This window comes from Paenirhizobium cremeum (genome assembly GCF_047553425.1).
Taxonomy (GTDB): Bacteria; Pseudomonadota; Alphaproteobacteria; order Rhizobiales; family Rhizobiaceae; genus Allorhizobium; species Allorhizobium cremeum.
Genome location: NZ_CP180218.1, coordinates 81,461 through 105,247 on the forward strand (window position 1 = coordinate 81,461; position 23,787 = coordinate 105,247).

The window sequence follows — 23,787 nt, forward strand, 5'->3', positions numbered from 1 at the left end:
AGAACGAGAATGGAGAGCAGAATGCCGAAGATCTCGGACCAGCAGATCCGCCAGTACGTCATCGATTGCGGCACGCGCCAGACGCCGCTCCTCAGGCGGTTGCGGGAGCAGACGCTGGCGCTTGCCGAAGGTCACATGATGACCACCCCCGCCGCCGGACAGTTGCTCGCGCTTCTCGCCCGGAGCATAGGAGCAAGGCGTGTGCTCGAAATCGGCACGTTTACCGGATATAGCGCCCTGTGCGTCGCGGACGTCCTGCCGGAGGACGGCATGCTCGTCGCTTGCGACGCCAGCGAGGAATGGACAGCGATCGCGAGATCCTACTGGCAGGAGGCCGGTGTCGACGACCGCATCGACCTGCGGCTCGGGGATGCCACGCAGACCCTCGAGGGGATACTGGCGGAGGAGGGTGGCGCCGGCTTCGACTTTGCCTTTATCGATGCCGACAAGGAAAGTTATGACGCCTATTACGAGCTTTGCCTGAAGCTCGTGCGGCCGGGCGGCCTGATCTGCTTCGACAACATGTTCTGGGGACGCTCGGTGGCCGACCCCGAGGATATGCGCCCGGAAACGGTGGCGCTTCGAGACCTCAACCTGAAGATCCAGTCCGACGATCGGGTGGACATGTCGCTCGTGCCGCTCGGTGACGGCATGACCTTCATTCGCCCGCGACCGCGCGCCGTCGAACGGGCGGCGGTAGCAGGCGTGGCCGCCTGAGGGCCGTCGCCATGACCGGACCGAGACATGCTGCCGTGTGGCCGAGAGCGATCCATCGTCTGGCCGCATTGCTCGCAGCCATGCTCTTCACGCTGCTGTCGGCTTACGCCGCAGAGGCCGAGATCGTTGCGACCGACCTGAAGGGTCGCGAAATCCACCTGGAGCAGCCTGCCCGCAGGCTGGCCGTCGATGATCCCCGCATCATCATCGCCCTCTCGTTCACGGGCAAGGAGGCCCCGGCGCTTGTCGCGGCCTGGCCGCACGATGTGGCGCGGATCGGCGAAGATCTCTACCGGACCTATCGCGCGCGCTTTCCGCAGATCGACGGGCTGCCGAAGATTGCCAGCAATCAACAGAACCTTGCGGTGGAGGAAATCGTCGCGGCGAAGCCGGATCTGGTCGTGCTTTCGCTCTATTCACACGTTGCCCCGGAACAGATCGCACAGCTCGAAGCGCTCGGCATACCCGTCGCCTATGTGGACTTCACGCTCGATCCGCTCGCCCATACCGGCGACAGCATTCGCCTGCTCGGCCGGTTGACGGGGAACGAGACCACGGCAGACGCCTTTGCCGACTTCCGCGACGGGGAAATCGCCAGGCTGGTGGCGCGCGTGGACGCGGTTGCCGCGGCCGGATCGCCCTCCGTTTTCATGGAGACGCACGCCTCGGAGACAGAGGCCTGCTGCAATTCTCCGGGAACGGAAAACTTTGGCAGGGTGCTCGCCCTCCTCAAGCTGCGGAATGTCGGCGACATCCTGAAGGGGCGGCCGTTCGGGCAGGTGAGTGCGGAGCACGTGATCTCTTCCGGCCCGGAAGTCTATGTCGCGACTGGCGGTCCCTACATGGAAAAGCGCAACGGCCTGCTGATCGGCCCGTCCTACGACACCGGCACGACGAATGCCTCGCTTGCAAGGCTGCTTTCGCGGCCCGGCTTTTCGAGCCTCCCGGCGGTCTCATCCGGCCGTGTCCACGGCATGTCGTCGCAATTGCTGGCGCCCGGCTTTGACCTCCTGGCCATGCAACTGATCGCCGCATGGTGCTATCCGCAGGCCTTTGGCGAATTCGATGCCGCAGAGGCTCTCCAGGTTTTAAACGCCCACACCGCTGTGCCGCTCGAAGGCACCTACTGGACGAAATGACCCGCCGGACGCCACGGCGTTCGTCGGTAGGAAACCCAGACACAGGAGTCCGCTATGGTCCATCCGTCGACCTTGAATGACGTACTGCCCGAAGATCGGGTCTTCCCGGCGAACCGGCCGTCCTACGTGCTCCGGTCTGGCGACGAGACCCTGCTTGCCTACGGCGTCGCGCGGGAGCTGCCGGGCGGTGCCATCGCCGATCTGGCAGGCCGCGTCCGGCGCCATTTCGAGGAAAATCCGGCCGGTCCCGATATTCTGGTCGGCGCAATCCCCTATGCCCGCGAGGCATCGACCCATCTCCTTCATCCGGAAAAGGTGCTCCGGGTCATGGGACGCCACGAATTCGCCGCGCCGGCCGGCCATATCGAGACCCATGCCCATGGCATGCAGGTGACGGCGGACCCGTCGCCAGACGCCTTCTCGGCGGCCGTCGCCCGCGGGCTTGCTCGGCTTTGCGAGGCGCCTGACAGCCTGCGCAAGATCGTCCTGTCGCGCAGCCTCAGGATCACCGTCGGAAACGACATCGCCGTTCCCGCTCTCATTGCCAGGCTCGCGGCGGACGACGCCGTCGTGACGTTTGCGACGCCGCTGCCGCCACGGGACGGGACCCCTCGCTTCCTTGTCGGGGCGACGCCCGAACTCCTTGTCGAGCGACGGGGATCGCGCGTCTTCTCCCACCCGCTCGCAGGCTCGGCACGGCGCAGACCCGACCCTGCCGGCGACCGCGAAGCGGCCGATACGCTGCTGCGCTCGGAGAAGGATCGGCGCGAGCATGCGCTGGTGGTCGAGCAGATCATGGACGTACTTTCCCCTCTATGCACGGAGCTCGCCGCGCCGGAGGGGGTGACGCTCAAGGCCACGCGCAGCATGTGGCATCTCGGCACGCGGATCAAAGGCGTGCTGAAGGATATCGGAACGTCGAGTATCGAGCTGGCGGCGCTCCTGCATCCGACGCCGGCGGTTTGCGGCATGCCGCGCAGAGAAGCCGATGCGGTCATCCGCGATCTCGAGGGCTACGACCGCGGTTTCTACGCGGGCGCGGTCGGCTGGTGCGATTCTTCCGGCGACGGCCGCTGGTATGTTTCGATCCGCTGCGCCGAGATCGAGGGCCGGCATGCCCGCCTCTATGCCGGCGCGGGGATCGTGCCGGGCTCTACTCCGGAAGGAGAACTGGCCGAGACCGCCCACAAGTTCTCCGCCATGCTGGAAGCCTTCGGCCTTTCCGCCGCGCAGATCGGAGAGGCGTGAGATGCTCCCGCTTCGACAGACCTGGCCGCAACATCTTGCCGACCGCTATCGGGAAAAAGGCTACTGGCGTGGCGAAACCATGTTCGGGGTGCTGAGAAGGACGGCGGCCGCCTATCCGGAAAACCTCGCCGTCGTCGGCACCGACGGGCGGTGGACTTACCGCGAACTGTTCGAGCGGGCCGAACGGATCGCCCGCGGACTGATCGCCGCGGGCCTTGCGCCCGGAGACCGGGTGGTGGTGCAACTGCCGAATTGCGCGGCCTTTCTTTCCGTCGTTTTCGGCCTCTTCCGCGCCGGCCTCATTCCGGTGTTTTCGCTTCCGGCGCACAGGGAGGCGGAGATCACCCATTTTCTCCGCCGGGCCGAAGCGGTCGGCTACATTCTCGCGGACCGGCATGGCGGCTTCGACTACCGCGAGCTCGCACGCAAGGTTAGACAGCAGGTAACGGCGCTCCGCCACGTCTTCGTGGTCGGAGAGGCGGAGGAGTTGCAAGGGCTCGACGACCTGCCCGCGGGTGAAATGGCGCTTCCGGACGAGCCGCGTCCCGACAGCGTCGCCTTCCTGCAGATTTCCGGTGGCAGCACCGGGCTTTCCAAGCTCATCCCGCGCACGCACGACGACTATATCTACAGCTTCCGGGCAAGCGCGGAGATCTGCGGGATGACCCCCGACACCGTCTTCATGGCCAGCCTGCCGGTCGCCCACAACTTTCCGATGAGCTCGCCGGGCGTCTTCGGCGCGATATATGCCGGCGCGCGTATCGTCATGTGCCCGTCGCCGAGCCCCGAGACGGCGTTCCAGTGGATAGAGACGGAGCGGGTGACGATGACGGGGCTGGTACCGCCGCTGGCGTTGCTCTGGATGCAGGCCGCGGGGCGGACGGCCTTCGACATATCCAGCCTCGACGTGCTGCAGGTCGGTGGCGCCAAGTTTGCGCCGGAGGCCGCGCGGCGGGTCTCCTCGACGCTTCGATGCAGGCTGCAGCAGGTCTTCGGCATGGCCGAAGGTCTTGTCAATTATACCCGGCTCGACGATCCGGAGGATCTGGTGACGGAAACCCAGGGGCGGCCAATCAGCCCCGACGACGAGATCCTGATCGTCGATGACATGGGGCAGCCGGTGCCGGCGGGGGAGCGGGGTCTCCTCCTCACCCGCGGACCCTATACGATCCGCGCCTATCACAACGATCCCTCCGCCAATCAGCGGGCCTTCACCGAAGACGGTTACTACAGGACCGGCGACATCGTGCGCATGACGCCCGAGGGATACCTCGTCGTCGAAGGCCGTGCCGGCGACCACATCAACCGCGCCGGCGAGAAGATTTCCGCCGAGGAGATCGAGGATCACCTGCTCGCCCATCCGGGCGTGTTCGATGCGGCGGTGGTGGCGATCCCCGATCCCTATCTCGGCGAGCGCAGCTGCGCCTTCGTCATTCCGAACGGGCCGAAGCCCGCCACCGCCGATCTCAAGGCTTTCATCCGGGGGCGCGGGCTCGCGGAGTTCAAGGTGCCCGACCAGATCGTCTTTGCCGAGAGCTTCGAGACCACGGCGGTCGGAAAGGTGAGCCGCAAGGTGCTGCGCCAGCGACTGCGGGACGCACTTCTGCTGCGCGAGAAAGAGGAGGCGTAAGATGGGACTGCCGAGGATTGCGCCTTACGACCTTCCCCGCGACGACGAGCTTCCGACCGCGCGTGCGCCGTGGCGGCTCGAGCCGCAGCGCGCCGCGCTGCTGATCCACGACATGCAGAACTACTTCATCGGCGCCTTTGCCGCCGATGCTGCACCGATCGCGCCGGTGGTCGAGAACATCCGGGCTCTCGGGCGCGCCTGCCGTGCCAAGGGCATTCCGGTCTTCTACACGGCACAGAACGGCAATCAGGACCGGCGCGACCGCGGGCTTCAGGCCGACCTCTGGGGACCCGGCATGACGAGCGCGCCGGAGCACCAGCACATCGACGCGCGCCTTACACCCGAGGAGGGGGACACGGTGCTGGTCAAGCACCGCTACAGCGCCTTCCAGCACAGCAATCTCGCCCATCTGATGCGCGTTCGGGGCAGGGGCCAGTTGCTCATCTGCGGCGTCTACGCCCATATCGGCTGCACGCTGACCGCTGCCGATGCCTTCCAGCGGGACATCGAGCCCTTCCTCGTCGCCGATTGCCTCGCGGATTTCTCCCGCGAGAAGCACGATATGGCGCTCGCCTATGCCGCAAGCACGTTTGCGGTGCCGCTTGGGCTTACCCGTGCGCTTCAAGAGATCGGGGGAGCATAAGCCATGACCGATTTCACCATGGAGACGCTTCGCCGGGACATCGCCCGGATGATCCATGTCGATGCTTCCGAGATCGGCGACGCCGACAATCTGATGGACCTCGGGCTCGACTCCATGAGGGCGATGGCGCTCGTCCTCTCCTGGGAACAGAAGGGCCTCAAGCTCGACTTCTCCCAACTCGCAGCCGACGTCACGCTCGCCGGCTGGTGGGCCGTCGTCGCGCGGCAGCAGGACATGGAAAGGACCTGAGCCATGGCATCCTCGGCCGATATCGTGCGTTCCGACAACTCCGCCGCTCCGGAAGTCCATCCGCTCGGCGAGGCCCAACGCGGATTGTGGTTTGCCCAGGCCCTCGATCCGGAAAATCCCGTCTTCAACACGGGCCAGGTGATGGAGATCTGCGGCGCGCTCGACGTCGAGCGGTTCACCCGTGCCGTCGGAAAGGTCCATGCGGAAGCCGGAAGCCTGTCGCTACGCATTCTTGACGACAACCGGCAGATCGTCGAGGCCAGCGCGGAGCCGCCGCTTTCGATCGTCGACCTATCGCAAGAGGCCGATCCGGCCGCCGTCGCCCGCAGCGATATCCGGCGCGACATGGAAACGCCGCTCGATCTCGCCCGGCAGAGCCCGGCCCTCTTCCGGCTCTATCGGTTCGGCGAAAACCGCTTCTGGTGGTATGTGCGGCTTCACCACGTCATCGCCGACGGTTTTGCTGTCCATCTCGTCCTCTCGCGGGTGGCCGAGCTTTATAACCGTGGCGCGGCGGACGCAGGCCCGGCGCTTTCCCCCCTCGAGATCGCGCTGGAGCAGGACCGGCTTTACGGGCGCTCGCCGCAATATGCCGAGGATCGCAGCTTCTGGACCGACGCCCTGAGGGACATGCCGGAGGTGGCCGGCATCAAGCCGGGACAGGCTCTCACCGCCCACAGCTATCATCATGAGACGCAGCCCGTGCCGGTGGCGCTGTCTGACCGGCTGCGCGATCTGTCGATCGCTCTGAAAACGGGTTGGAGCGACATTGCGACCGCCCTGGTAGCGGCCTATTACGCCCGTTTCGTCGGGCAGCAGGATGTGACGGTCGGCGCGACTTTCATGGGGCGTTTCGGTTCGCCGGCGGCGCGCGTGCCGCTGATGCTGATGAACATTCTGCCGGTGCGCCTGAAGATCGACGAGGACCGGCGCCTCGGTGACTGGCTCGCCGCGGCCGCCGCGACGCTTGCGGCGGCGCGTCGCCACGGGCGCTATCGCCATGAGCATGTCCGTCGCGATCTCGGCCTCGGCGGTGGCCAGCGGCGGCTGTTCGGTCCGCTGGTCAACGTGCTGCCCTACGAGGAGGATCTGAGGCTCGACGGCGCCACGGTCACTGTGGAGCGGCTCGGAACCGGCCCCGTCGACGACATCACCTTCTCCTTCCGTGGCGACCCTATGCGGGCGAACCTGTCGGTCGAGATCGACGCCAATCCGGACCTCTACGGCATGGCGGAGGTCCGTGCGCATGCGGAACGCTTCCTGCACTTTCTCGACCGGGCGGTCGAAACCGCACTCGCCGACGGAACGCTTGCCGATGTCCCGACGGTGACGGACGCCGAAGCCGCATGGCTGATCGGAACGCTGAACGACACCGGCCATGCGGTGGAGCCCCTAACGCTCGTGGAGGTGATCGAAAGAGCCTTCACCCGGCATGCCGGGCGTGAGGCGCTTCGTTTCGACGGCGAAAGCCTGAGCTACGCCGAACTGGACTGCCGCTCGGCAGCACTCGCCCGGCAATTGATCGCAGCCGGAGCCGGTCCCGACCGTCGGGTCGCCATGGCATTGCCGCGCTCATCGGAACTCCTGATCGGGCTCGTCGCCATCCTGCGGAGTGGCGCCGCCTACATGCCCGTCGATCTTTCCCATCCGGCCGAGCGGATCGAACGCATGCTCGCCCGCGGCATGCCGGTCCTCGCGCTCGCGCCCGAGGGCGCAGTGCTGGGAGATGTGCCGGTGCTTGCCCCTTCCGCCTGGACAAGCGAGCCATCCAGCGATCTGTTGCCGGCCGTCGATCCCCGTGATGCGGCCTATGTGATCTTCACCTCGGGCTCGACCGGCGAGCCGAAAGGGGTGCTTGTCGAACACCGCGCGATCGTCAACCGGCTGGAATGGATGAAGGAGCATTATGGATTTTCGACCGATGACGTCATCCTGCAGAAGACGCCGATGACCTTCGACGTTTCAGTCTGGGAATTCTTCCTCTCCTTCTTTGCGGGCGGGACCCTGGTGATGGCGCCGCCGGAGGCGCACAAGGACCCCGAATGGCTTGCACGCCTCATCCGGGAGAACGGCGTGACGACCGCGCATTTCGTGCCGTCGATGCTTTCGGCCTTCCTCTCGGAACCCAAGGCGCAGGGCCTTTCGCTGCGGCGCGTCTTCGCAAGCGGCGAGGAACTGACGGCGGATCTGCGGGACCGCTTTCATAGGGAGATTTCCGCCGAACTCCACAATCTCTACGGCCCGACCGAGGCCGCGGTCGACGTCAGCTACTGGGCGGCGTCTGCCGACGATCGTTCCAATCCCGTCCCGATCGGCCTGCCCGTCTGGAACACCCGTCTCTACGTCCTCGACGCCCGCCTGCGGCCGGTGCCGCCGGGTGTCGCAGGACGGCTCTATATCGCCGGAGTGCAGCTTGCCCGTGAATATGTCGGGCGAGCAGACCTCACGGCCGAACGTTTCGTGCCGGACCCCTTCCATGCTGGCGAGCGGATGTATGATACGGGCGACATGGCGCGGCTGCGACCGGACGGCGCCATCGACTATCTCGGCAGGCTCGACAACCAGATCAAGCTGCGCGGCCTCAGGATCGAACTCGGCGAGATCGAGGCCGCCATCCTCTCCCATCCGCACGTCACCCAGTCCGTCGTGATCCTGCATCGGGCGGGGGCGGACAAGCGGATCGTCGGTTACTACGTTGCCTCGCCCGCGGTCGAGGAGGCGGCATTGCGCCGGCATCTGGAGAACCTCCTGCCCGACTACATGGTGCCGGCGGTGCTCGTCCACCTTCCCGCCATGCCGCTCTCCGCCAATGGCAAGCTCGACCGCAAGGCGCTGCCGGCACCGCACTTTTCCGCGGGGCAGGGCGAACCTCCGCTGCCCGGCTCCGAGCAGATCGTTGCGGATCTCTTCGCCACCCTCCTGGAACCCGATGAACCGATCAGCCGCGACGACGACTTCTTCGCTATCGGCGGCCATTCGCTGCTGGCGGTGCGCGCGGTGCAACAGCTCGGTCGCCTCTTCGGTCGCGATATCGGGCTCGGTACCCTGTTCCGCCACCCGACGGTGAGGCGGCTTGCCGCCCACCTCGACGGCGAGGTGAGGGCGGCCGACAACGGATTGCAGCCGCTCATCAGGCTCAACGCCACCGACAACGACGCGCCGCCGCTCTTCATGATCCACCCCGCCGGCGGCATTGCCTGGTGCTATGGCGGCTACGCGCGCGCACTTGCCGCCGAACGTGCGGTCTGGGGTATCCAGGCCGATGCACTCGATCCCGGCCATCCCGAACCGGAAAGCCTCGAGGCCATGGCGCGCGCCTATGCCCGACGCATAGCGGAGGTGGCGGGTGCCCGGCCGGTGCATCTTTGCGGCTGGTCGGTCGGAGGTATCATCGCCCATGCGGTCGCAAACGCGCTCGTCCGCTCGGGCCATACCGTCGGATGCCTCGTCATGCTCGATTCCTATCCGGCGGACTGCTGGCGCAACGAGCCGGACCCGGGTCCCGACGCCGGACTGAAGGCGCTTCTCGCCATCGCAGGCCATGACCCCGACCGGCTTGCCGACCTGCCCATGACACGGGATGCGGTCGCGGATTTTCTCCGTCGTGAGGAAAGCCCGTTCGCAGCGCTGCCGGAGTCGGCCTTCGACGGCATCGTGCGGGTGGTGTGTGGCAACAACCGCCTCGTGCGCGCTCATGTTCACGAAACCTATCCCGGTACAATTCTGCATGTGGCCGCAGCGCCTTCCGGGAAAAGGCCGCTCTCGCCGGCGGATTGGCGAGCTTATGCGGGAGCGGTGAGGGAGTACCGGGTGCCGTTCATCCATGCGGAGCTGACGGCGGCGGCGGCGGTGGAGGCGGTCGCACCGCTTCTTGCCGCGGAAATGGCGGCGCGGGAGGATCGCGGATGCAATTGACGGGACTGGCAGGCAAGGCGGCGTTCGTGACCGGCGCGGCCGGGGGGATCGGCCGTGCCGTGGTCGATGGACTGGTCGCATCGGGAGTAAGGGTTTTCGCGACGGACAGACAGGCTGAACCGACCTGGAGCGCTGCGGAAGGTCCGGTGCGGGGTTCGGCGCTCGACATCAGCGACGAGCGTGCCGTGCAGCGCGTGATTGCCGAGGCGGAGACGGAGATGGGCGGTTTCGACTTCGGCGTGAACGTCGCCGGCATCCTCGATACGACGCCCGTTGCCGATCTTAAGGGTGACGTCTGGCGCCGGGTTTTCGACGTCAACTGCCACGGCGCCTTTTTCGTATGCCAGGCGCTCGCCGCCCGCATGGCGGAACGCAGGCAGGGTTCCATTGTCGTCGTCGGGTCGAATGCGGCCGGCATTCCGCGGAAGAACATGGCGGCCTATGCCGCCTCGAAGGCGGCGGCCACCATGTTCGTCCGGTGCCTCGGTCTGGAAGTGGCCGAGCACGGCGTCCGCTGCAACGTCGTTGCACCCGGCTCGACGCTCACGCCGATGCAGACCGGCATGTGGACCACGCCGGCCTCGCAGGAGCGGGTCATCGAGGGCGATCTCGCAAGCTATCGGACCGGCATTCCGCTGAAGAAACTCGCCATGCCCGAGGATATCGCAAACGCGGTGCTGTTTCTTCTTTCCGACCAGGCCGGGCACATCACCATGGCCGATCTCTATGTGGATGGAGGCGCGACGCTGCGTGGCTGAAAACAAGAAAAACATGCGCTTCCAGGCGCTCGAAAATGGCGCGCTTGCCGCGAGAAGCCTCTTCGTTCCGGATTGCGAGCATTTTCCGTTGCCGGGCGCCGATGGCCGGAACCATGAGATCTATGTCCATGTGCCGGCGGTGGAGCCTCCGCCCGGCGGCTTTCCGGTCCTCTACCTGCTGGATGCGAACGCCGATTTCCTTCTTGTCGTGGAGACGCTGCGACGGCTCTCGCGTCGTCCGAAGGCGAGCGGCATCCGTCCGGCGGTCGTGGTCGGCATCGGCTACCCGGACGGCCCGGACTATGATCTCGACCGCCGCTACGAGGATTTCACCCGCGGTCCTCCCGAAATCGACGATGCCGGATGGCAGGCGAGCACCTGCCACGGCGGGCAGGCGGCCTTTATCGATTTCGTCGAAAACCGGCTGAAGCCCTTCATCCGGTCGACCTTTCCCGTCCGGGAAGATCTGTCCGCCCTGCTCGGCCATTCGCTTGCCGGATATCTCGTGCTCGACTGGCTCTGTCAGCGGCCGCAATCTTTCCGGGCATTCCTGGCGGTCAGTCCCTCCATCTGGTGGGGGCGTGAGGCGATGCTTGGCCGTCTCGCCGGTCGGAAAGCGTCCTTCGACGGCCGCTTTCGGGCCTATCTGACGGTCGGCCAATGGGAAGAGGAGCCGGCCCCCTGGCAGGCCGACCTCGCGGCGAACGCCTCTTATACGTCTCTTCGCCGCCGGCGGGCGATGATCGGCAATGTACGGGCCTTTTCCGAGCACATCGGGGAGGCCTATGGCGACGGCGTGACCGTGCGCTGCGATATCGAGGACGGCGGCGAGCATTCGAGCTCGCTCATCACCTGCCTGCCGCGCGCCCTGCGGTTTGCCTTTCACGAAGGCGATTGAACGGCCGTTTGTGCAAGGGGCGCCCGCGATGCCGGCAGCGGAAGGGGAGGCGGGTCGCTTGCGCCGAACGGCAGGACACATCGGCAAAGACAGCCCGCCTTCGGCGACCCCGCTTGATCCGGGGAGCGTGCGGCTGCGGTGGCTGCGGACCGAGGATATCGAAACGCAGCCGATCGAAAGGTGGTCCGGGCTTCTGAGCGCTTTTGAACAGGACCGGGCAACGCGCTTTCGCCATCGCGCGGACAGGGCCGCCTACGTTGCCGCCCACGCGCTGCTGCGCCTGATGCTGAGCGAAGCCCTCGGCGGCGATCCGAGGGCGTGGGCATTCGAGACCGGTCCCACCGGCAAACCGGCGTTTGCGGCCGTTCATCGTCGACCGCGGCTTCACTTCAATATCTCGCACACCCGCGGCCTGGTCGCCTGCGCGATAGCGGGCGTACCCGTCGGCGTCGATGTCGAGGCGAGCGACGGCGACGTACCCCCGGCTGTGGCCGCACGGTTCGCGCCAGGCGAACGCGCAATGCTTGCGAAAGCTGAGGGCCTTGAATACCGCTCGATATTCTTCCGACTCTGGACACTGAAGGAGGCCTATCTCAAGGCAACCGGGGAAGGCCTCTCCGGACGTCTCGACTCTCCCGCCTTCCAGCTCGATCCTCTGCGCGCGACGTTCCTGCCGCAGGAAGGTGATCCCGGCGTGTCAGGCAATTCCGGCATCTGGCGATTTTTCGAGTTTCTGCCCTGCGCCGGATATCGGCTCGCGCTTGCGGTGCGGAGCGCGGAACGGGTGTCCCTGGACGTTATCGCCGGCGATCGTGGGAGACCTGGCGCTCGACGATCCCATCGATGAATATACTCACCAGATGTGCGATGCGCGCTTCCGGCGAACTGTCGTGCTCGGTCGCGAGCGATATCGCGGTCGCCACGCAGACTATGTCGTTAAAGCTGATATCTGGCCGAACGGCGCCCGCCTCCTGCGCCGTATGCAGAAGTCGGGAACCTTCCTCGCTGGTTGCGCGGCAGCCGGGCGTTCCGATCTGCAGAACCGTCCCGAGAGACGCCGCAAAACCGCGATAGACATTCGAATACCGGACGAGTTCCTCGAGGTAGGCGCGCAGGGCGTTCAAGGGTTCGAGAGCGCCTGCCCGGACGCGGCTCGCCTCGGCGAAAGCCAGGAATCGGGCGCTATAGGCTGCGGCGAGCAAGTCTTCCCGCGTCGGGAAGCGGCGATAAAGCGTCGCGATCCCGACCCCGGCGCGCTTTGCGACCTCATCCAGCGAAACGCCCGCGCCCCGCTCCATGAAGACTTCTTCGGCTGCGGCAAGGATTCTTGCCTTGTTCAGCTGCGCATCGGCGCGCAATGGGGTCTCCTCAGCCAAAAAATCTGCCTCACTGTCACTTGTAAGTGGAGTTTATCTCCATATAGTAAATGGAGCAATCTTCCACTTAATGCGAAAGCGAGCGAACGGCATGACGAAACGATTTGAGGACAAGGTCGTGGTGATCACGGGCGGAACGGACGGCATAGGGCTGACGACAGCCAGGTTGTTCGCCGCGGAAGGCGCCCATGTCTATGTCACGGGACGGCGGCAGGAACGCCTGGACGAGGCGCTTGAGGAAATCGGCAACGGTGCCGTTGGCGTTCAGGGCGATGTCAGCGAGCCTGCAGCGCTCGACAGGCTTTATGCGCAGGTCAAGCGTGACCACGGCCGTGTCGATGTGGTCTTCGCCAATGCCGGCGTGTCCGAGTCCGCGCCGATCGGCGCCATTGAAGAGGATCATTTCGACCGTGTCTTCGGCATCAACGTCAAGGGCACGGTCTTCACCGTTCAAAAGGCTCTGCCGCTGATGTCTGCCGGTGGCGCCGTCGTGCTGGCCGGGTCGGGGGCGGGAGCCAAGGGCTTCGCAAACCTGTCCGTCTACAGTGCCACGAAGGCGGCGATCCGCTCCTTCGCTCGAACATGGACGACCGATCTCAAGAGCCGGGGCATTCGTGTGAACGTCGTTTCCCCCGGCATGGTTCAGACACCGGCCATGAAGACCTATCTTCGCAACAATGCCGGTGCCGAGGAATGGATGCAGCAGGCCATTCCGTTCGGCAGGCTCGCCGAGACCGAGGAGATCGCCAAGGCGGTTCTGTTTCTGGCATCGGACGAAAGCAGTTTCGTCGGCGGGGAGGAGCTGTTTGTCGATGGCGGCTTCGTGGCGGTCTGAAAAGGCATAGCGGTCTCGTGACCTCGCGAAACCTTCGAACGGGTTCGCCGCGAAACTCCCTCGTAAGCGTCGGAGTTTCGCGGCGGAATTTTCACGCTGGAATTTTCACGGTGGCCGCCGATCGTGTCGGGCGAAACCGGGGCCTTGCCGAGGTTTACTTGATAACCCCGGCTTCTCCATCGGAATAGTTCACCGGCATCCAGTCAAATTGCTGGCCATCCTGCAGGACGTTGCCGATGCCGGGGAACGCGATGTGGGCGCCGGCGACAAGATATCCTTCCGCTATCGCTTCGGCGAAAGCCTGTTTGCGGGACTTTACCGCGCTGGGGCGGTCGACATCGAACTCGATCGTCACCTCCGGCTGCTTGAACTGAACGATGTCGCCGTGGGTGATATCCCCCCAGAACACCAGCTTCTTGCCGCCACTCTCGACCACGATGGAGCTATGGCCGGGGGTATGTCCGGGGCGCAGGATCGAACGGAAACCCGCGATGACCTCCTGATCGTCCTTGAAGCTTTCGACCTTGCCGCGCTGCAGGTATGGGCGCAAACACTCTTCCGCTTCCTTGAACAATTGCTGGTTCAGGCCCGCAGGTCGCGCATCCGCCGGCGTCTTCAACCAGAAATCCAGTTCCCGCTCGGGAACATGCACGGTTGCGTTTTCGAAGACCACTTTTCCATCGCGGACCAGACCGCCGGAATGGTCGGTATGGACATGGGTCAGGATGATATGGTCGATCTGCGCGGCGCTGTAACCCGACGCTTCGAGATTGGACGCCAGATGTCCGACCTCCTTGCCCAGATAGGCCCCGGTTCCGGCGTCGATCATTACGAGACGCTTTCCGTCGTTGACCAGGAAGGCGTTGACGGAGGTATCCGTCGGGATGTCGCGGAAAGCCGCGCGCAGCAGTTCGGCGGCATCCTGAGCGGTGACGCCACGGTACATCTCGGGAAGCGGAAGGGGCAGAGTGCCGTCCAGCAGTGCCGTAATTTCGAGATCGCCGAGCGCCATCCTGTAGAAGCCGGGCGCCTGAAAGCCCTGCTTCGGAGCAGCCGCGAGGGTGAGGGAGGGGGCGCCCGTAACGGCGGCGACGGTCGCCAGGGCAGAAGCCGCCTTGAGGACGTTTCGTCTTGTAATGTTGTCCATGACAATTCCTTCATCGATTTCCGCCGCGAAAAAGTTCAATAATGAACGATGCGGCGCTTGCGGAAGGAAAGTAGGCTGGAGCGGCCCGTGTGATTAGGTCGCCAAGTCGGATCGCGCTGTCAAGAATCTGGCTACAATCGGCAGGGCACGGCTGTCCGTCTCATTGTGCCTGCAATGTCTCCTCGAGATGCTCCGCCAGATAGTCGATAAACGCCCTCACCTTGAGGGGCTGGACACGGCCGCCGGCTCTCACGGCGTACAACGTGGCGCTGGGCCCGGACCATTCGGGGAGAATGCGCACGACCTCGCCGGACACGACCGCCGCTTGAACCAGGTAAGGATTGGTAAGCTGGATCCCTTGTCCTCTGACCAGGAATTCGAACAATGCTTCCGGATCTGTCGCAACGATCGCCGGATTGATCGGATAATCGACAACCTCGCCCTCTGTCGCAAGTGGCCATGAGTGGTAGGGGCGGCCATAAAACAATTGGGTCACGAGGCAATCATGGTCTTTCAATTGCGATGGGTGTTGTGGAACTCCATGCCGTTCGAGATACCGCCTGGAAGCGTAGAGACCTGTCTGAAGATCGGCCAGGCGACGAGCGGCGAGGTTGGAATCCGGCATCTGACCGTTCCAGAGGCGGCATGCCACATCGATGTCCTCGTGCACGATGTTTTTTACTTCGTGGTCGAGCAGCAGCTGGAGCCTGACCTCGGGATAGGCTTCCCGAAAGCCGACCAGCAGCGGGGCGATAGCCTTGGTGACCAACCAGTGGGGTGCGGTCACTCTCAACCATCCGGAGGGCTTGCCGTGCACTTGTTCGACGGCGCTCTCGGCGTCGCCGATAAGGCGGGCGAGTTCCTGGCAACGCTCGAAATAGATGGAGCCCGCCTCCGTCAGACGGATATTGCGCGTCGTGCGATGGAGGAGCTTCACCCCCAGCCTTTGCTCCAGGTCCTGAACCTTCTTGCTCAGGCGCGCCTTGGACGTCCTCAGGCTGTCTGCCGCAGCCGTAAAACTTCCTCGCTGGACCACCTCGATAAACGCCAAAGTATCGCTCATGTCGCGAAGCATCAGTGCCTCCTCAGCCTTGACGGCTCCGCAGCGAATGCTGCGACACCTCAGATCGAGCCGAATGTTGATTTCTGTTAGGATGCGTCCCGGCGCCTTGCAAGCGCACTCGGCTACCCGCCGGACATATCGAGATAGGCAAGGCACATGACGATGAGCTGTTTGCGGATTGCGATCTGTTCCGGCGCGGGCAGGTTGCGTTCGAAAACGTTCCTGACGGTTCCGAAAATGACAGACAGCAGCGTCACGTTCACGAGGTCGATATCGGCATAATTCGCGGTCGGAGCGCTCTGCAGCATGGCTATGGTCGCCGCGTCCATGCGTCTGGCGAAAGCCTCGATCAGCGCTTCGTTGTCCAGTTCGACCGCAGAGCTGTAGAGCGCGCGGGTCACGTCGCTTCGCTCGGTCTTTGCCTCCCAGTAGGTGGTGACGAGCGCCTCTATCATCGCCTTCGTCGACTTGCCGTGTTGTGCGAGGCAGGCCTTTTCCACACGCTCCGCCAGTCGGTCGAGATAACGCTCGTTGAGCGCGTAGAGCAGAGCCTGCTTGTGCGGAAAATACTGATACATGGTGCCGACCGAAACACCGGCGCGCTCGGCCACGCGCGTGGTGGTCAGCCGGTGCGTTCCCTCGCCGATCAAAACCTGAATGGTCGCCTCGAAAATGGCGTCGACCGTCGACATTGCGCGCGTCTGACGCGGCTTTTTGCGGGCCTTCAGATGGCGAGGCGGCGATACATCCATATGCGAATCCCGAAAACGAATGATCCTTCATATATTGAGCGGCGTGTTTCGCCAATATCCGAAGGACATGCGATGACTGATACGAATAGAATTGCGCTTGTGACAGGTGCCAACAAAGGCATTGGGCTTGAAATCGCGCGGCAACTCGCAAAGGCCGGTGTGACCGTGCTGATGGGTGCCCGCGACCTGCAACGCGGACAGGCTGCCGCCGGCGAGCTGGTTCAGGCGGGACTGGCGGTGGAAGCTATCGAGGTCGATCTCAACAACGAGGCGACGATCACAGCCGCCGCCGCCGCGATTTCCTCAAGACATGGCCGGCTCGACATCCTCGTGAACAATGCCGGCGTCGTCGACGCCGAAGACGGACCGCCGACCGTCGCAACGGTTGCTGCGGCGCGAAGGCTGATGGAGACGAACTTCCTCGGCACGCTTGCCGTGACGCAGGCCATGCTGCCGCTGCTGCGCCGATCGAAGGCCGGACGCATCGTCAACCTGTCCACGACCCTTGGATCGTTGGCCGTCAATGGCGATCCGACGTCTCCCTATTACGAGGCCCGGCTGATGGGCTACAACGCCTCCAAGGCGGCGCTCAACATGCTGACGGTGCAAATGGCGGCAGAGCTGAAGAACACCCCCATCGTCGTCAACTCGGTCGCACCGGGTTATGTGAAGACGGATCTGACGGGCGGCAATGGCTTCATGACGCCCGAGGAAGGCGCACGCCTGCCTGTCGAGTACGCATTGCTCGGTGCCGACGCCGTCTCCGGCCGGTTTGTGGCGCCGGACGGTCCCGTCGCCTGGTGACGATGGTTCATGTGGGCTGGCACTGCCGGCCCACATGATGCAGCTCGCTGCCACCGCCGCGGAAAACAGCCTCCCCTCCGCTGCGAGACGCCAACCCGGCGAAGGCGCGTCCGCCGTCTAGTCTTCCGCTGGATGCGCGAGCGATCGTGTCCGGTGATCCCATCGCCAGCATTTACGTCCCGTCAGGCGTGTTCCGCCCCACCAGCGGTCGATGCCGTGCGTTTTGACGAAATCCAGTTCGCCGGCGAGGATTTTATGGCCGACATCCGTCAACCGCACGCGGCTCTCTCGAAACCTGTCACACGCATCGGCGTCCTCGAGGACGTCGTCAGCGCCGAGGCGCCCTTCCAACCCATCAATGAGCGGAGCCGCGCCGGACGCCAGCGAGCCGAGCAGGGAGACGATCTGCGGCAGGTCGATGAGCCTTGCCGGCTCCCGGTAAAACGCGCCGAACAACTCGTTCACCTTGGCGCCCTCGATGCCGATGGTCTCAAGCGCCAGCCTTTCGCATGCTCCGAGCCCCGTATCCCGTCGAGGCAGGTCGTCCAGCAGCGCGTCCCTTGCGTTTTCCAGAAACGGGAAAAGAGCCATATCCTGGTGCCGCAGGCCAAGCCAGGCCTCCGGCGTAGGGGCGCAATAGGCTGACCAAAAAGACGCCGCCGCGCTCAGATGCCGTTCCTCCGCCTGTGTCGGCGATGCTACTCGCTCAGGTGGGGTGCTGGCGTCCACCTGGCCCCATCGAGCAGGCGCATGCACGAGAAAAAGCCTGCGGTGCTCGATGCCGGCGGCAAGCGCCCGGGTGAGCAGCAGCGTCATCAGAAGCTGGCTGTTGGGGTCCGGATCGATGTAGAACTCGCAGCGCTCGACCTCACCCAATCGAGAGAAGACGCCCGCGATGTCGGGCTCGACAGCGGGAGGAAGCAAAGTCTTCCCGCCTCCCGGAGGAAGGCCGTGCTTCGGTTGCGCCGAGGCGATCGGCGCGCGGATCAGCCGGGCAGACAAAGGAACGATCTCCGGCCGGGGCGAGGAGGTCGCATGGACTGCCTTCAGATATCCGGCAGCGGTGTCGTCACAGGTCAGGCACAGTCGGGTTTGCACGTCAGATCCTCATTGCCTCGAAGTGGGCAGCTAGCCAGAGGATGATGACGTCAAAGTGACCCGGACCGCCCTCATCGAATGATCGTCGTCGCATCGGAACATCCGCCGCGGCTGATGGAACCGGTTTCCACCGGCATCCTTCTACACGAACGCCTTCATGCAGAAGCCGATGTCCCGGTATTTTTCCCGGGAAGTGCCCGCAACAAATAGCAACAGGATGAAACGCCATTCCCCGGCCTGATCTTTAGGGTCGGGTTTGAGATCGTCTGCGGCTCGTGATTTTTCCGCAGGCCAACGAAGAGGTCGTTTCATGCATGGGAAAACGTGGCCGGGTCGGCTTGTTGCCTGGCGAACCATCGGCGCCGCGGTTGCCTGCTTTGCTGTCGCCGGTACGAATGCAGCGTCGGCAGGGGCGGTAGAGCAAATGCCGGTGACGGTGGTCGTCGCCCGCGAGGCGCCGGTGACAGAGCAGATCGCTGTGGTCGGTACGCTCGCCGCGCGCGAGGAAATCCAGGTCCATTCCTCTCTGGAGGGGCGGGAGATCAAACAGATTCTGGTCGAGGTCGGTGAGCGGGTGGAGGCCGGCAAGCCTCTGGCGCTTCTCGATGCCGCCGATACCCTGTTGGCGCTGGACAAGAATGCCGTCAGCATGCAGCGCGCCAAGGTGGCCATCGCCGCGGAAAGAAGCAAGGTCGACATCACTCTGGTGAGCGAGCGGGAGGCTTGGAAGAAGCTTGAGCGAAGCCGCTCCCTTCAGCCCAAGGGAGCCGTCTCGGATCAGACGCTGGAGGAGCACCAGAACGCCTATGACCGCGCGGTCGCCGAACTCGCTCTGGCCCGCCAGTCGCTTGCTCTGGCCGAAGCGGATGAGCGGATCATAGCGAGCGAGCGACGCGAGATCGAGCTGACGCTGGAGCGCTGTACCCTCCGGGCACCGAGCGCCGGCGTCGTACTCGATCGCCGCGCCCGCCTCGGCGCCGTGCCGTCCAGTTCAGACGACCCTCTTTTTACCATAGCGCGCGACGGCGCGATCGAGTTTGTGGCGGAGGTGACGGACGGCAATTTCGTTCGGCTGAAGGAAGGCATGGCGGCCCGGATTGCCGTGCCCGGCCTCGATGTGCCGGTGTCCGGCACGGTGAGACTGACCGCCGCGCGGCTGGAACCGAAGACGAGGAGCGGTTCGGTCAGGATCGAACTCGACAGCGATGAGTGGCTGGTCCCGGGCGCCTATGCCCGCGGCGAGGTCGATACCGGGACGCGATCCAATGTTCTGCTGCCGGGAACGGCCGTCAAAAGCGCCGGCGGGATAAGCAGCGTCTACGTCGTCAGGAACGATCTTGTCTCGGTGCGCAACGTCAAGGTGGGCGTGCAGCGGGACAATCTCGTCGAAATCCTGGACGGTCTCGGCGATGGCGAGATGGTCGTGCTGAAGGCAGGCGGCTTCCTCAGGGATCGCGATCGTGTGACCCCCGTGCTTGCCTCGGTCGAGGGCGGTGTGCCGCGCGAGCTGTCGGAAGTCGTCGTACCGGCCGATGCGGAAGGAGTTCGTCGATGAACGCCAATCTGTCGGCCTGGGCAATCCGCAAACCGCTGCCTTCCATCCTGTTGTTCGTCATCCTGACGGTCGTGGGCCTCTACAGTTTCTCGCGCCTGCCGGTGACCTATTTCCCGACCATCGTCACGCCTCTTGTCAAAGTCACCATAGAACAGTCCGGGGCAACGCCGACCGAACTGGAAACGGAGGTTACGCGGCTGGTGGAGGATGCGGTCGCTTCCCTGCCGGGGCTGAAAGAGCTCAAGTCGACGATCGACCAGGGCCGCTCGGTCACCTCGGTCGAGTTCGAAGTGGGCAAGGTTACGCCCGACCAGGCGATGGTCGATGTGCGCGATGCACTTGCCAGGGTGCGTGCCGATCTGCCGCCAACCATCGACGAACCCATCATTGAACGGGTCGAGGAGGAGGGGCAGTCTGTGGTGACCTACGCGGTCGCCAGCCGGAACATGACCGTTGCTGAACTCTCCTGGTTCGTGGACGATGTGGTCTCCCGGCATCTTCAGGGTCTGCCCGGGGTCGGACGCATCGACCGGGTCGGCGGCGCCGATCGCGAAATCCGTATCGAGCTCAATGCCGACAGGCTTCATGCACTCTCCCTTTCCGCGAAGACGGTCAACGACACCCTTTTTCAGTCCCAGGTGGACGCCTCGGGCGGTCGCAGCGACGTCAGCGGCCGCGAGCAGGCGCTGACGACGATGGCCGCGGCCAGAACCGTTTCCGATCTTGCGGATCAGCGCATTGCCCTTTCCTCCGACGCATCGGTCCGCCTGGGAGACCTCGGCCAGGTGGAGGACAGCATTGCGGAAGCTCGATCCTTCGCGACGCTCGATGGCAGCGATGTCGTCGGTTTCTCCGTCTACCGCACTCAAGGGGCCAGCGACGTTTCCGTTGCGGCCGCGGTTGCGGCCGCCGTCGCAGACCTCCAGGCTGCCCATGTCGAGGTCGGGTTCCGCCTCGTAAACGACAATGTCGCCTATACAGCCGGCAACTACAGTTCGGCGATGCACACGCTTGTCGAAGGCGCGATCCTTTCCATCGTCGTCGTGTTCCTGTTTCTCAGGGATTGGCGCGCGACGGTCGTTGCCGCGGTGGCCCTTCCCCTGTCCATCATTCCCACCTTTTTCGCGCTGGAGTTTCTCGGCTTCTCGCTGAACATTCTCAGTCTTCTGGCAATCACCCTGGTCACAGGTATTCTGGTCGATGACGCCATTGTCGAAATCGAGAATGTCGTGCGTCACCGCAACATGGGTAAATCGGCCTATCGGGCCGCTCTCGATGCTTCCGACGAAATCGGTCTGGCGGTCATTGCGATTTCGGCCACGATCATCGCCGTCTTCGCGCCGGTGGGAATGATGAGCGGCGTCGTCGGTCTGTATTTCCGCGAGTTCGGCCTGACGGTTGCCATTGCCGTCTTCTTTTCCCTGTTGGTGGCGCGGCTTATCACCCCTATTCTGGCGGCGTATTTCATGACAGGAAGTCCTCCGGTCGAGGCGCCCAAGGGATTCTTTGTCGCGACATATGAGCGGCTGCTTCGGTTCAGTCTGCGCTGGCGATGGATGACCGTCGGAGCCGCGGTTGCATCCTTTGCCCTTGCCATGGTGGCGCTGCTGTCGGTTCCAACGGCCTTCCTGCCGGAGGAGGATACCGGCCAGCTGACCTTGACCATCGAGCTTCCGCCGGGTGCGACCCTCATGGAGACCCGTGCTGTCTCCGACGACGTGTCCCGCCGTATCTTCGGCTTCGAGGAGGTTGAGGGCGTATTTGTCCAGGCGGGCTCCAGCATGTCGGGTCAGCAGGACGTTCGCTATGCCACCGTGCTGATCGATCTCACGCACAAGTCGGAGCGTTCGCGGTCATCCTTCGAGATCGAGGCCGACATGGAAAACCGGCTCGCCTCCATGACGGATATCAAGTTCCGCTTCCTGAACAGCCGCGGCGGGCGCGACATGTCGTTCGCCGTGCTCGGGACCGACGGCGCCAAGGTGCAGGCTGCCGCCGACAGGATCGTCACCGAAATGGCGACGGACCCCATGTTCATCGGGCCGGCGGCGGAGAATGCCGCGATGCGGCCGGAACTCCGCTTCAAGGTGCAGTCCGACAAGGCGGCCATGCTCGGTGTCTCCCCCACCGAGATCGCCGACCTCATTCGGGTATCGACCGTCGGCGACAGCGATAGCCGTCTGCCAAGCCTGCTCGACGGCGCCCGACAGATCCCCATCCGCGTCGTCATCGACCGGCAGTCGCGCGACGATCTCGGCAGGCTGGAACTGCTGACGGTCGCGAGTGCGGATGGAACGCGCATACCGCTGACGGCGGTCGTGAACGCCAGTTTCGACGAGACGGTTTCCGCAATCGAACGTTCGGATCGCAGCCGCCTCGTTGAGATCGGTGCCGATATGGCCTCCGGCACGACGTCAGGACAAGGCATGGAGCGGCTCTTGCAGCTCGAAAGCGTCAAGAACCTTCCCGATGGGGTGCGCATCCAGGCAACGGGCGATTCCGACACCGAGGGCAGCGTTTTCGAGAGCTTCGCCGTTGCCATGGGATCGGGGATCATGCTGGTTCTGGTCGTCCTGATCCTGCTGTTCGGCAGCCTGCTCGCACCCTGGACCATTCTTGCATCGCTCCCGCTTTCAATCGGCGGCGTTGCGGCGGGTCTTCTGTTCACCGGCAATGCCATGTCCTTGCCGGTTGTCATCGGCATCCTGATGCTGATGGGCATCGTCACGAAGAATGCGATCATGCTGCTGGATTTCGCTATTGAGCGGGAGGCCCATGGCTTGCCTCGGTTCGAGGCCATCGTCGAAGCCTGCAGCGAAAGAGTGAGGCCGATTATCATGACCACGCTCGCCATGGCGGGTGGCATGGTGCCTTCCGCCCTCGGGATGGGAGACGGAGGAGAATTCCGCTCTCCGATGGCAATCGCGGTGATTGGCGGACTGCTCGTATCCACGCTGTTGTCGCTGATCGTCATTCCCTCGCTCCATCTCATTGTCTCCAATCTTGGCGATCGCATTGCCCGAAGCGTCAGGCCGTTCCTCCAGCCGGCCGATGCCTAAGGCGCTAAGCGCGCAGCCGATTGCAGGCAATGCAAACGGGAAGGGGTCGGGCCTGCGTGGCCCGGCCCCTTCTTCCGTGGATGCGTCGCAACAAAACGTAACGAACCGAAACAATGGACGCATTCGTGGAATGCATGCTGTAATGACAGTCGAGGGAGTCAGACATGCAGCCATCAGCGGCAAACGCACAGATATTGATCGTCGAGGACGATCCCGAAATCGGCAAGCTTCTTGCCATGACGATGCGGGAGAACGGCATGACACCGACGGTCGCCGAGGACGGTCATGTCATGCAATCGCTTCTGCGCAACAATAGCTTCGACCTGATTATTCTCGACGTCATGCTGCCCGGCGAGGATGGCCTGACGCTCTGCCGGAGAATTCGCGCCGAAAAGACCACTCCGATCATTCTGCTGACGGCGCTCGGCGAAGAGGTCGACAGGATCGTCGGCCTCGAAGTCGGCGCCGATGACTATGTCACCAAGCCCTTCAGTCCGAGGGAAGTCGTCGCCCGTGTGCGAAGCCTTCTGAGACGCGCCTCCTACGGCCTGGTTTCGACGAACAGCCAGCGCAAACTGCGGTTTGACGGGTGGCAGATCGACCCGCTTCGTCGCCAGTTGCACGATCCAAGCAATGCCCGTGTGGCGCTCACCACCACCGAGTTCGATCTGCTTTTGGCCTTCTGCCGCAATCCGGGGCGGGTCATCACCCGCGAGGAACTGCTGTCGCTCACCCATGCCGGACTTGCCGGACCGATCGAGCGCAGCATCGATGTCCATATCAGCCGTCTGCGCCAGAAGATCGAGGTCGACCCACGCGAGCCGGCGCTGCTGCAGACCGTGAGGCTCGGAGGCTACACATTCACGGCGGCGGTCGAGGAGGTATGAACGAAAATGGCCGG

Annotated in this window: 20 protein-coding genes; 15 read left to right on the plus strand and 5 right to left on the minus strand. The window is 64.3% G+C overall.

Annotation, left to right across the window (positions count from 1 at the left end; translation table 11 throughout):
• The first annotated feature begins 21 nt into the window (after positions 1–21).
• Genes ACLBKR_RS20670 through ACLBKR_RS20715 form a run of 10 tightly spaced genes read left to right on the plus strand, consistent with a single transcriptional unit; the run spans position 22 to position 12,044 of the window.
• Positions 22–717: an O-methyltransferase gene (locus ACLBKR_RS20670; RefSeq protein ID WP_244711391.1), complete on the plus strand. Its 696-nt coding sequence runs from the start codon at positions 22–24 to the stop codon at positions 715–717.
• Between the two features lie 11 nt (positions 718–728).
• On the plus strand, positions 729–1,856 hold the full coding sequence (locus ACLBKR_RS20675) for an ABC transporter substrate-binding protein (RefSeq protein WP_112827023.1): 1,128 nt from the start codon (positions 729–731) through the stop codon (positions 1,854–1,856).
• A 54-nt stretch (positions 1,857–1,910) separates the two neighbouring features.
• Positions 1,911–3,104, plus strand: coding sequence for an isochorismate synthase (locus ACLBKR_RS20680; RefSeq protein WP_112827024.1), 1,194 nt, complete (start codon positions 1,911–1,913; stop codon positions 3,102–3,104).
• Position 3,105: 1 nt separating this feature from the next.
• On the plus strand, positions 3,106–4,734 hold the full coding sequence (locus ACLBKR_RS20685; protein WP_112827025.1) for an AMP-binding protein: 1,629 nt from the start codon (positions 3,106–3,108) through the stop codon (positions 4,732–4,734).
• Between the two features lies 1 nt (position 4,735).
• Positions 4,736–5,377 carry an isochorismatase family protein gene (locus tag ACLBKR_RS20690; RefSeq protein ID WP_414902011.1) on the plus strand — a complete coding sequence of 214 codons (642 nt, stop codon included), beginning with the start codon at positions 4,736–4,738 and terminating at the stop codon, positions 5,375–5,377.
• 3 nt (positions 5,378–5,380) lie between these two features.
• On the plus strand, positions 5,381–5,626 hold the full coding sequence (locus tag ACLBKR_RS20695; protein ID WP_112827027.1) for a phosphopantetheine-binding protein: 246 nt from the start codon (positions 5,381–5,383) through the stop codon (positions 5,624–5,626).
• A 3-nt stretch (positions 5,627–5,629) separates the two neighbouring features.
• Positions 5,630–9,541 carry an amino acid adenylation domain-containing protein gene (locus tag ACLBKR_RS20700; protein WP_414902014.1) on the plus strand — a complete coding sequence of 1,304 codons (3,912 nt, stop codon included), beginning with the start codon at positions 5,630–5,632 and terminating at the stop codon, positions 9,539–9,541.
• Positions 9,532–10,299 (plus strand): 2,3-dihydro-2,3-dihydroxybenzoate dehydrogenase, encoded by a 768-nt coding sequence (locus ACLBKR_RS20705; protein WP_414902016.1) that lies wholly within the window; start codon positions 9,532–9,534, stop codon positions 10,297–10,299. The genes ACLBKR_RS20700 and ACLBKR_RS20705 overlap by 10 nt, the downstream gene beginning before the upstream one ends.
• A complete protein-coding gene (locus ACLBKR_RS20710; protein WP_414902018.1) occupies positions 10,292–11,197 on the plus strand; it encodes an alpha/beta hydrolase in 906 nt (301 codons plus the stop codon). The genes ACLBKR_RS20705 and ACLBKR_RS20710 overlap by 8 nt, the downstream gene beginning before the upstream one ends.
• A gap of 58 nt (positions 11,198–11,255) precedes the next feature.
• Positions 11,256–12,044, plus strand: a complete 789-nt coding sequence (locus tag ACLBKR_RS20715) for a 4'-phosphopantetheinyl transferase family protein (protein ID WP_414902020.1) — start codon at positions 11,256–11,258, stop codon at positions 12,042–12,044.
• Here the strand turns inward: ACLBKR_RS20715 and ACLBKR_RS20720 are convergent.
• The gene (locus ACLBKR_RS20720) at positions 11,995–12,573 is read right to left on the minus strand and encodes a TetR/AcrR family transcriptional regulator (RefSeq protein ID WP_112827032.1); all 579 of its coding nucleotides are present in this window, start codon (positions 12,571–12,573) and stop codon (positions 11,995–11,997) included. The two genes, ACLBKR_RS20715 and ACLBKR_RS20720, sit on opposite strands and share 50 nt — an antisense overlap.
• A 91-nt stretch (positions 12,574–12,664) precedes the next feature.
• On the opposite strand from ACLBKR_RS20720, the gene ACLBKR_RS20725 reads away from it, so the two are divergent.
• Positions 12,665–13,408: a glucose 1-dehydrogenase gene (locus tag ACLBKR_RS20725; RefSeq protein ID WP_113457495.1), complete on the plus strand. Its 744-nt coding sequence runs from the start codon at positions 12,665–12,667 to the stop codon at positions 13,406–13,408.
• Positions 13,409–13,562: 154 nt separating this feature from the next.
• On the opposite strand, the gene ACLBKR_RS20730 is transcribed toward ACLBKR_RS20725, so the two are convergent.
• The 3 genes from ACLBKR_RS20730 to ACLBKR_RS20740 all read right to left on the minus strand — a co-directional run bounded on the left by ACLBKR_RS20730 (position 13,563) and on the right by ACLBKR_RS20740 (position 16,370).
• Positions 13,563–14,555, minus strand: coding sequence for an MBL fold metallo-hydrolase (locus tag ACLBKR_RS20730; RefSeq protein WP_414902023.1), 993 nt, complete (start codon positions 14,553–14,555; stop codon positions 13,563–13,565).
• Between the two features lie 160 nt (positions 14,556–14,715).
• A complete protein-coding gene (locus ACLBKR_RS20735; RefSeq protein WP_414902025.1) occupies positions 14,716–15,630 on the minus strand; it encodes a LysR family transcriptional regulator in 915 nt (304 codons plus the stop codon).
• 110 nt (positions 15,631–15,740) lie between these two features.
• Positions 15,741–16,370, minus strand: a complete 630-nt coding sequence (locus ACLBKR_RS20740; RefSeq protein ID WP_414902027.1) for a TetR/AcrR family transcriptional regulator — start codon at positions 16,368–16,370, stop codon at positions 15,741–15,743.
• A gap of 72 nt (positions 16,371–16,442) precedes the next feature.
• Between ACLBKR_RS20740 and ACLBKR_RS20745 the strand changes: the two genes are divergently transcribed.
• Positions 16,443–17,174 carry an SDR family oxidoreductase gene (locus ACLBKR_RS20745; protein ID WP_414902029.1) on the plus strand — a complete coding sequence of 244 codons (732 nt, stop codon included), beginning with the start codon at positions 16,443–16,445 and terminating at the stop codon, positions 17,172–17,174.
• A gap of 117 nt (positions 17,175–17,291) precedes the next feature.
• On the opposite strand, the gene ACLBKR_RS20750 is transcribed toward ACLBKR_RS20745, so the two are convergent.
• Positions 17,292–18,176 carry a hypothetical protein gene (locus ACLBKR_RS20750; RefSeq protein WP_414902031.1) on the minus strand — a complete coding sequence of 295 codons (885 nt, stop codon included), beginning with the start codon at positions 18,174–18,176 and terminating at the stop codon, positions 17,292–17,294.
• 406 nt (positions 18,177–18,582) lie between these two features.
• Here ACLBKR_RS20750 and ACLBKR_RS20755 point away from each other — a divergent pair, with 406 nt between their 5' ends.
• The 3 genes from ACLBKR_RS20755 to ACLBKR_RS20765 all read left to right on the plus strand — a co-directional run bounded on the left by ACLBKR_RS20755 (position 18,583) and on the right by ACLBKR_RS20765 (position 23,773).
• Positions 18,583–19,827 carry an efflux RND transporter periplasmic adaptor subunit gene (locus ACLBKR_RS20755; protein WP_113466210.1) on the plus strand — a complete coding sequence of 415 codons (1,245 nt, stop codon included), beginning with the start codon at positions 18,583–18,585 and terminating at the stop codon, positions 19,825–19,827.
• The gene (locus tag ACLBKR_RS20760) at positions 19,824–22,886 is read left to right on the plus strand and encodes an efflux RND transporter permease subunit (RefSeq protein WP_113487065.1); all 3,063 of its coding nucleotides are present in this window, start codon (positions 19,824–19,826) and stop codon (positions 22,884–22,886) included. Before ACLBKR_RS20755 ends, ACLBKR_RS20760 begins: the two co-directional genes overlap by 4 nt.
• Before the next feature lie 164 nt (positions 22,887–23,050).
• Positions 23,051–23,773: a response regulator transcription factor gene (locus ACLBKR_RS20765; RefSeq protein ID WP_112827040.1), complete on the plus strand. Its 723-nt coding sequence runs from the start codon at positions 23,051–23,053 to the stop codon at positions 23,771–23,773.
• Positions 23,774–23,787 lie beyond the last annotated feature (14 nt).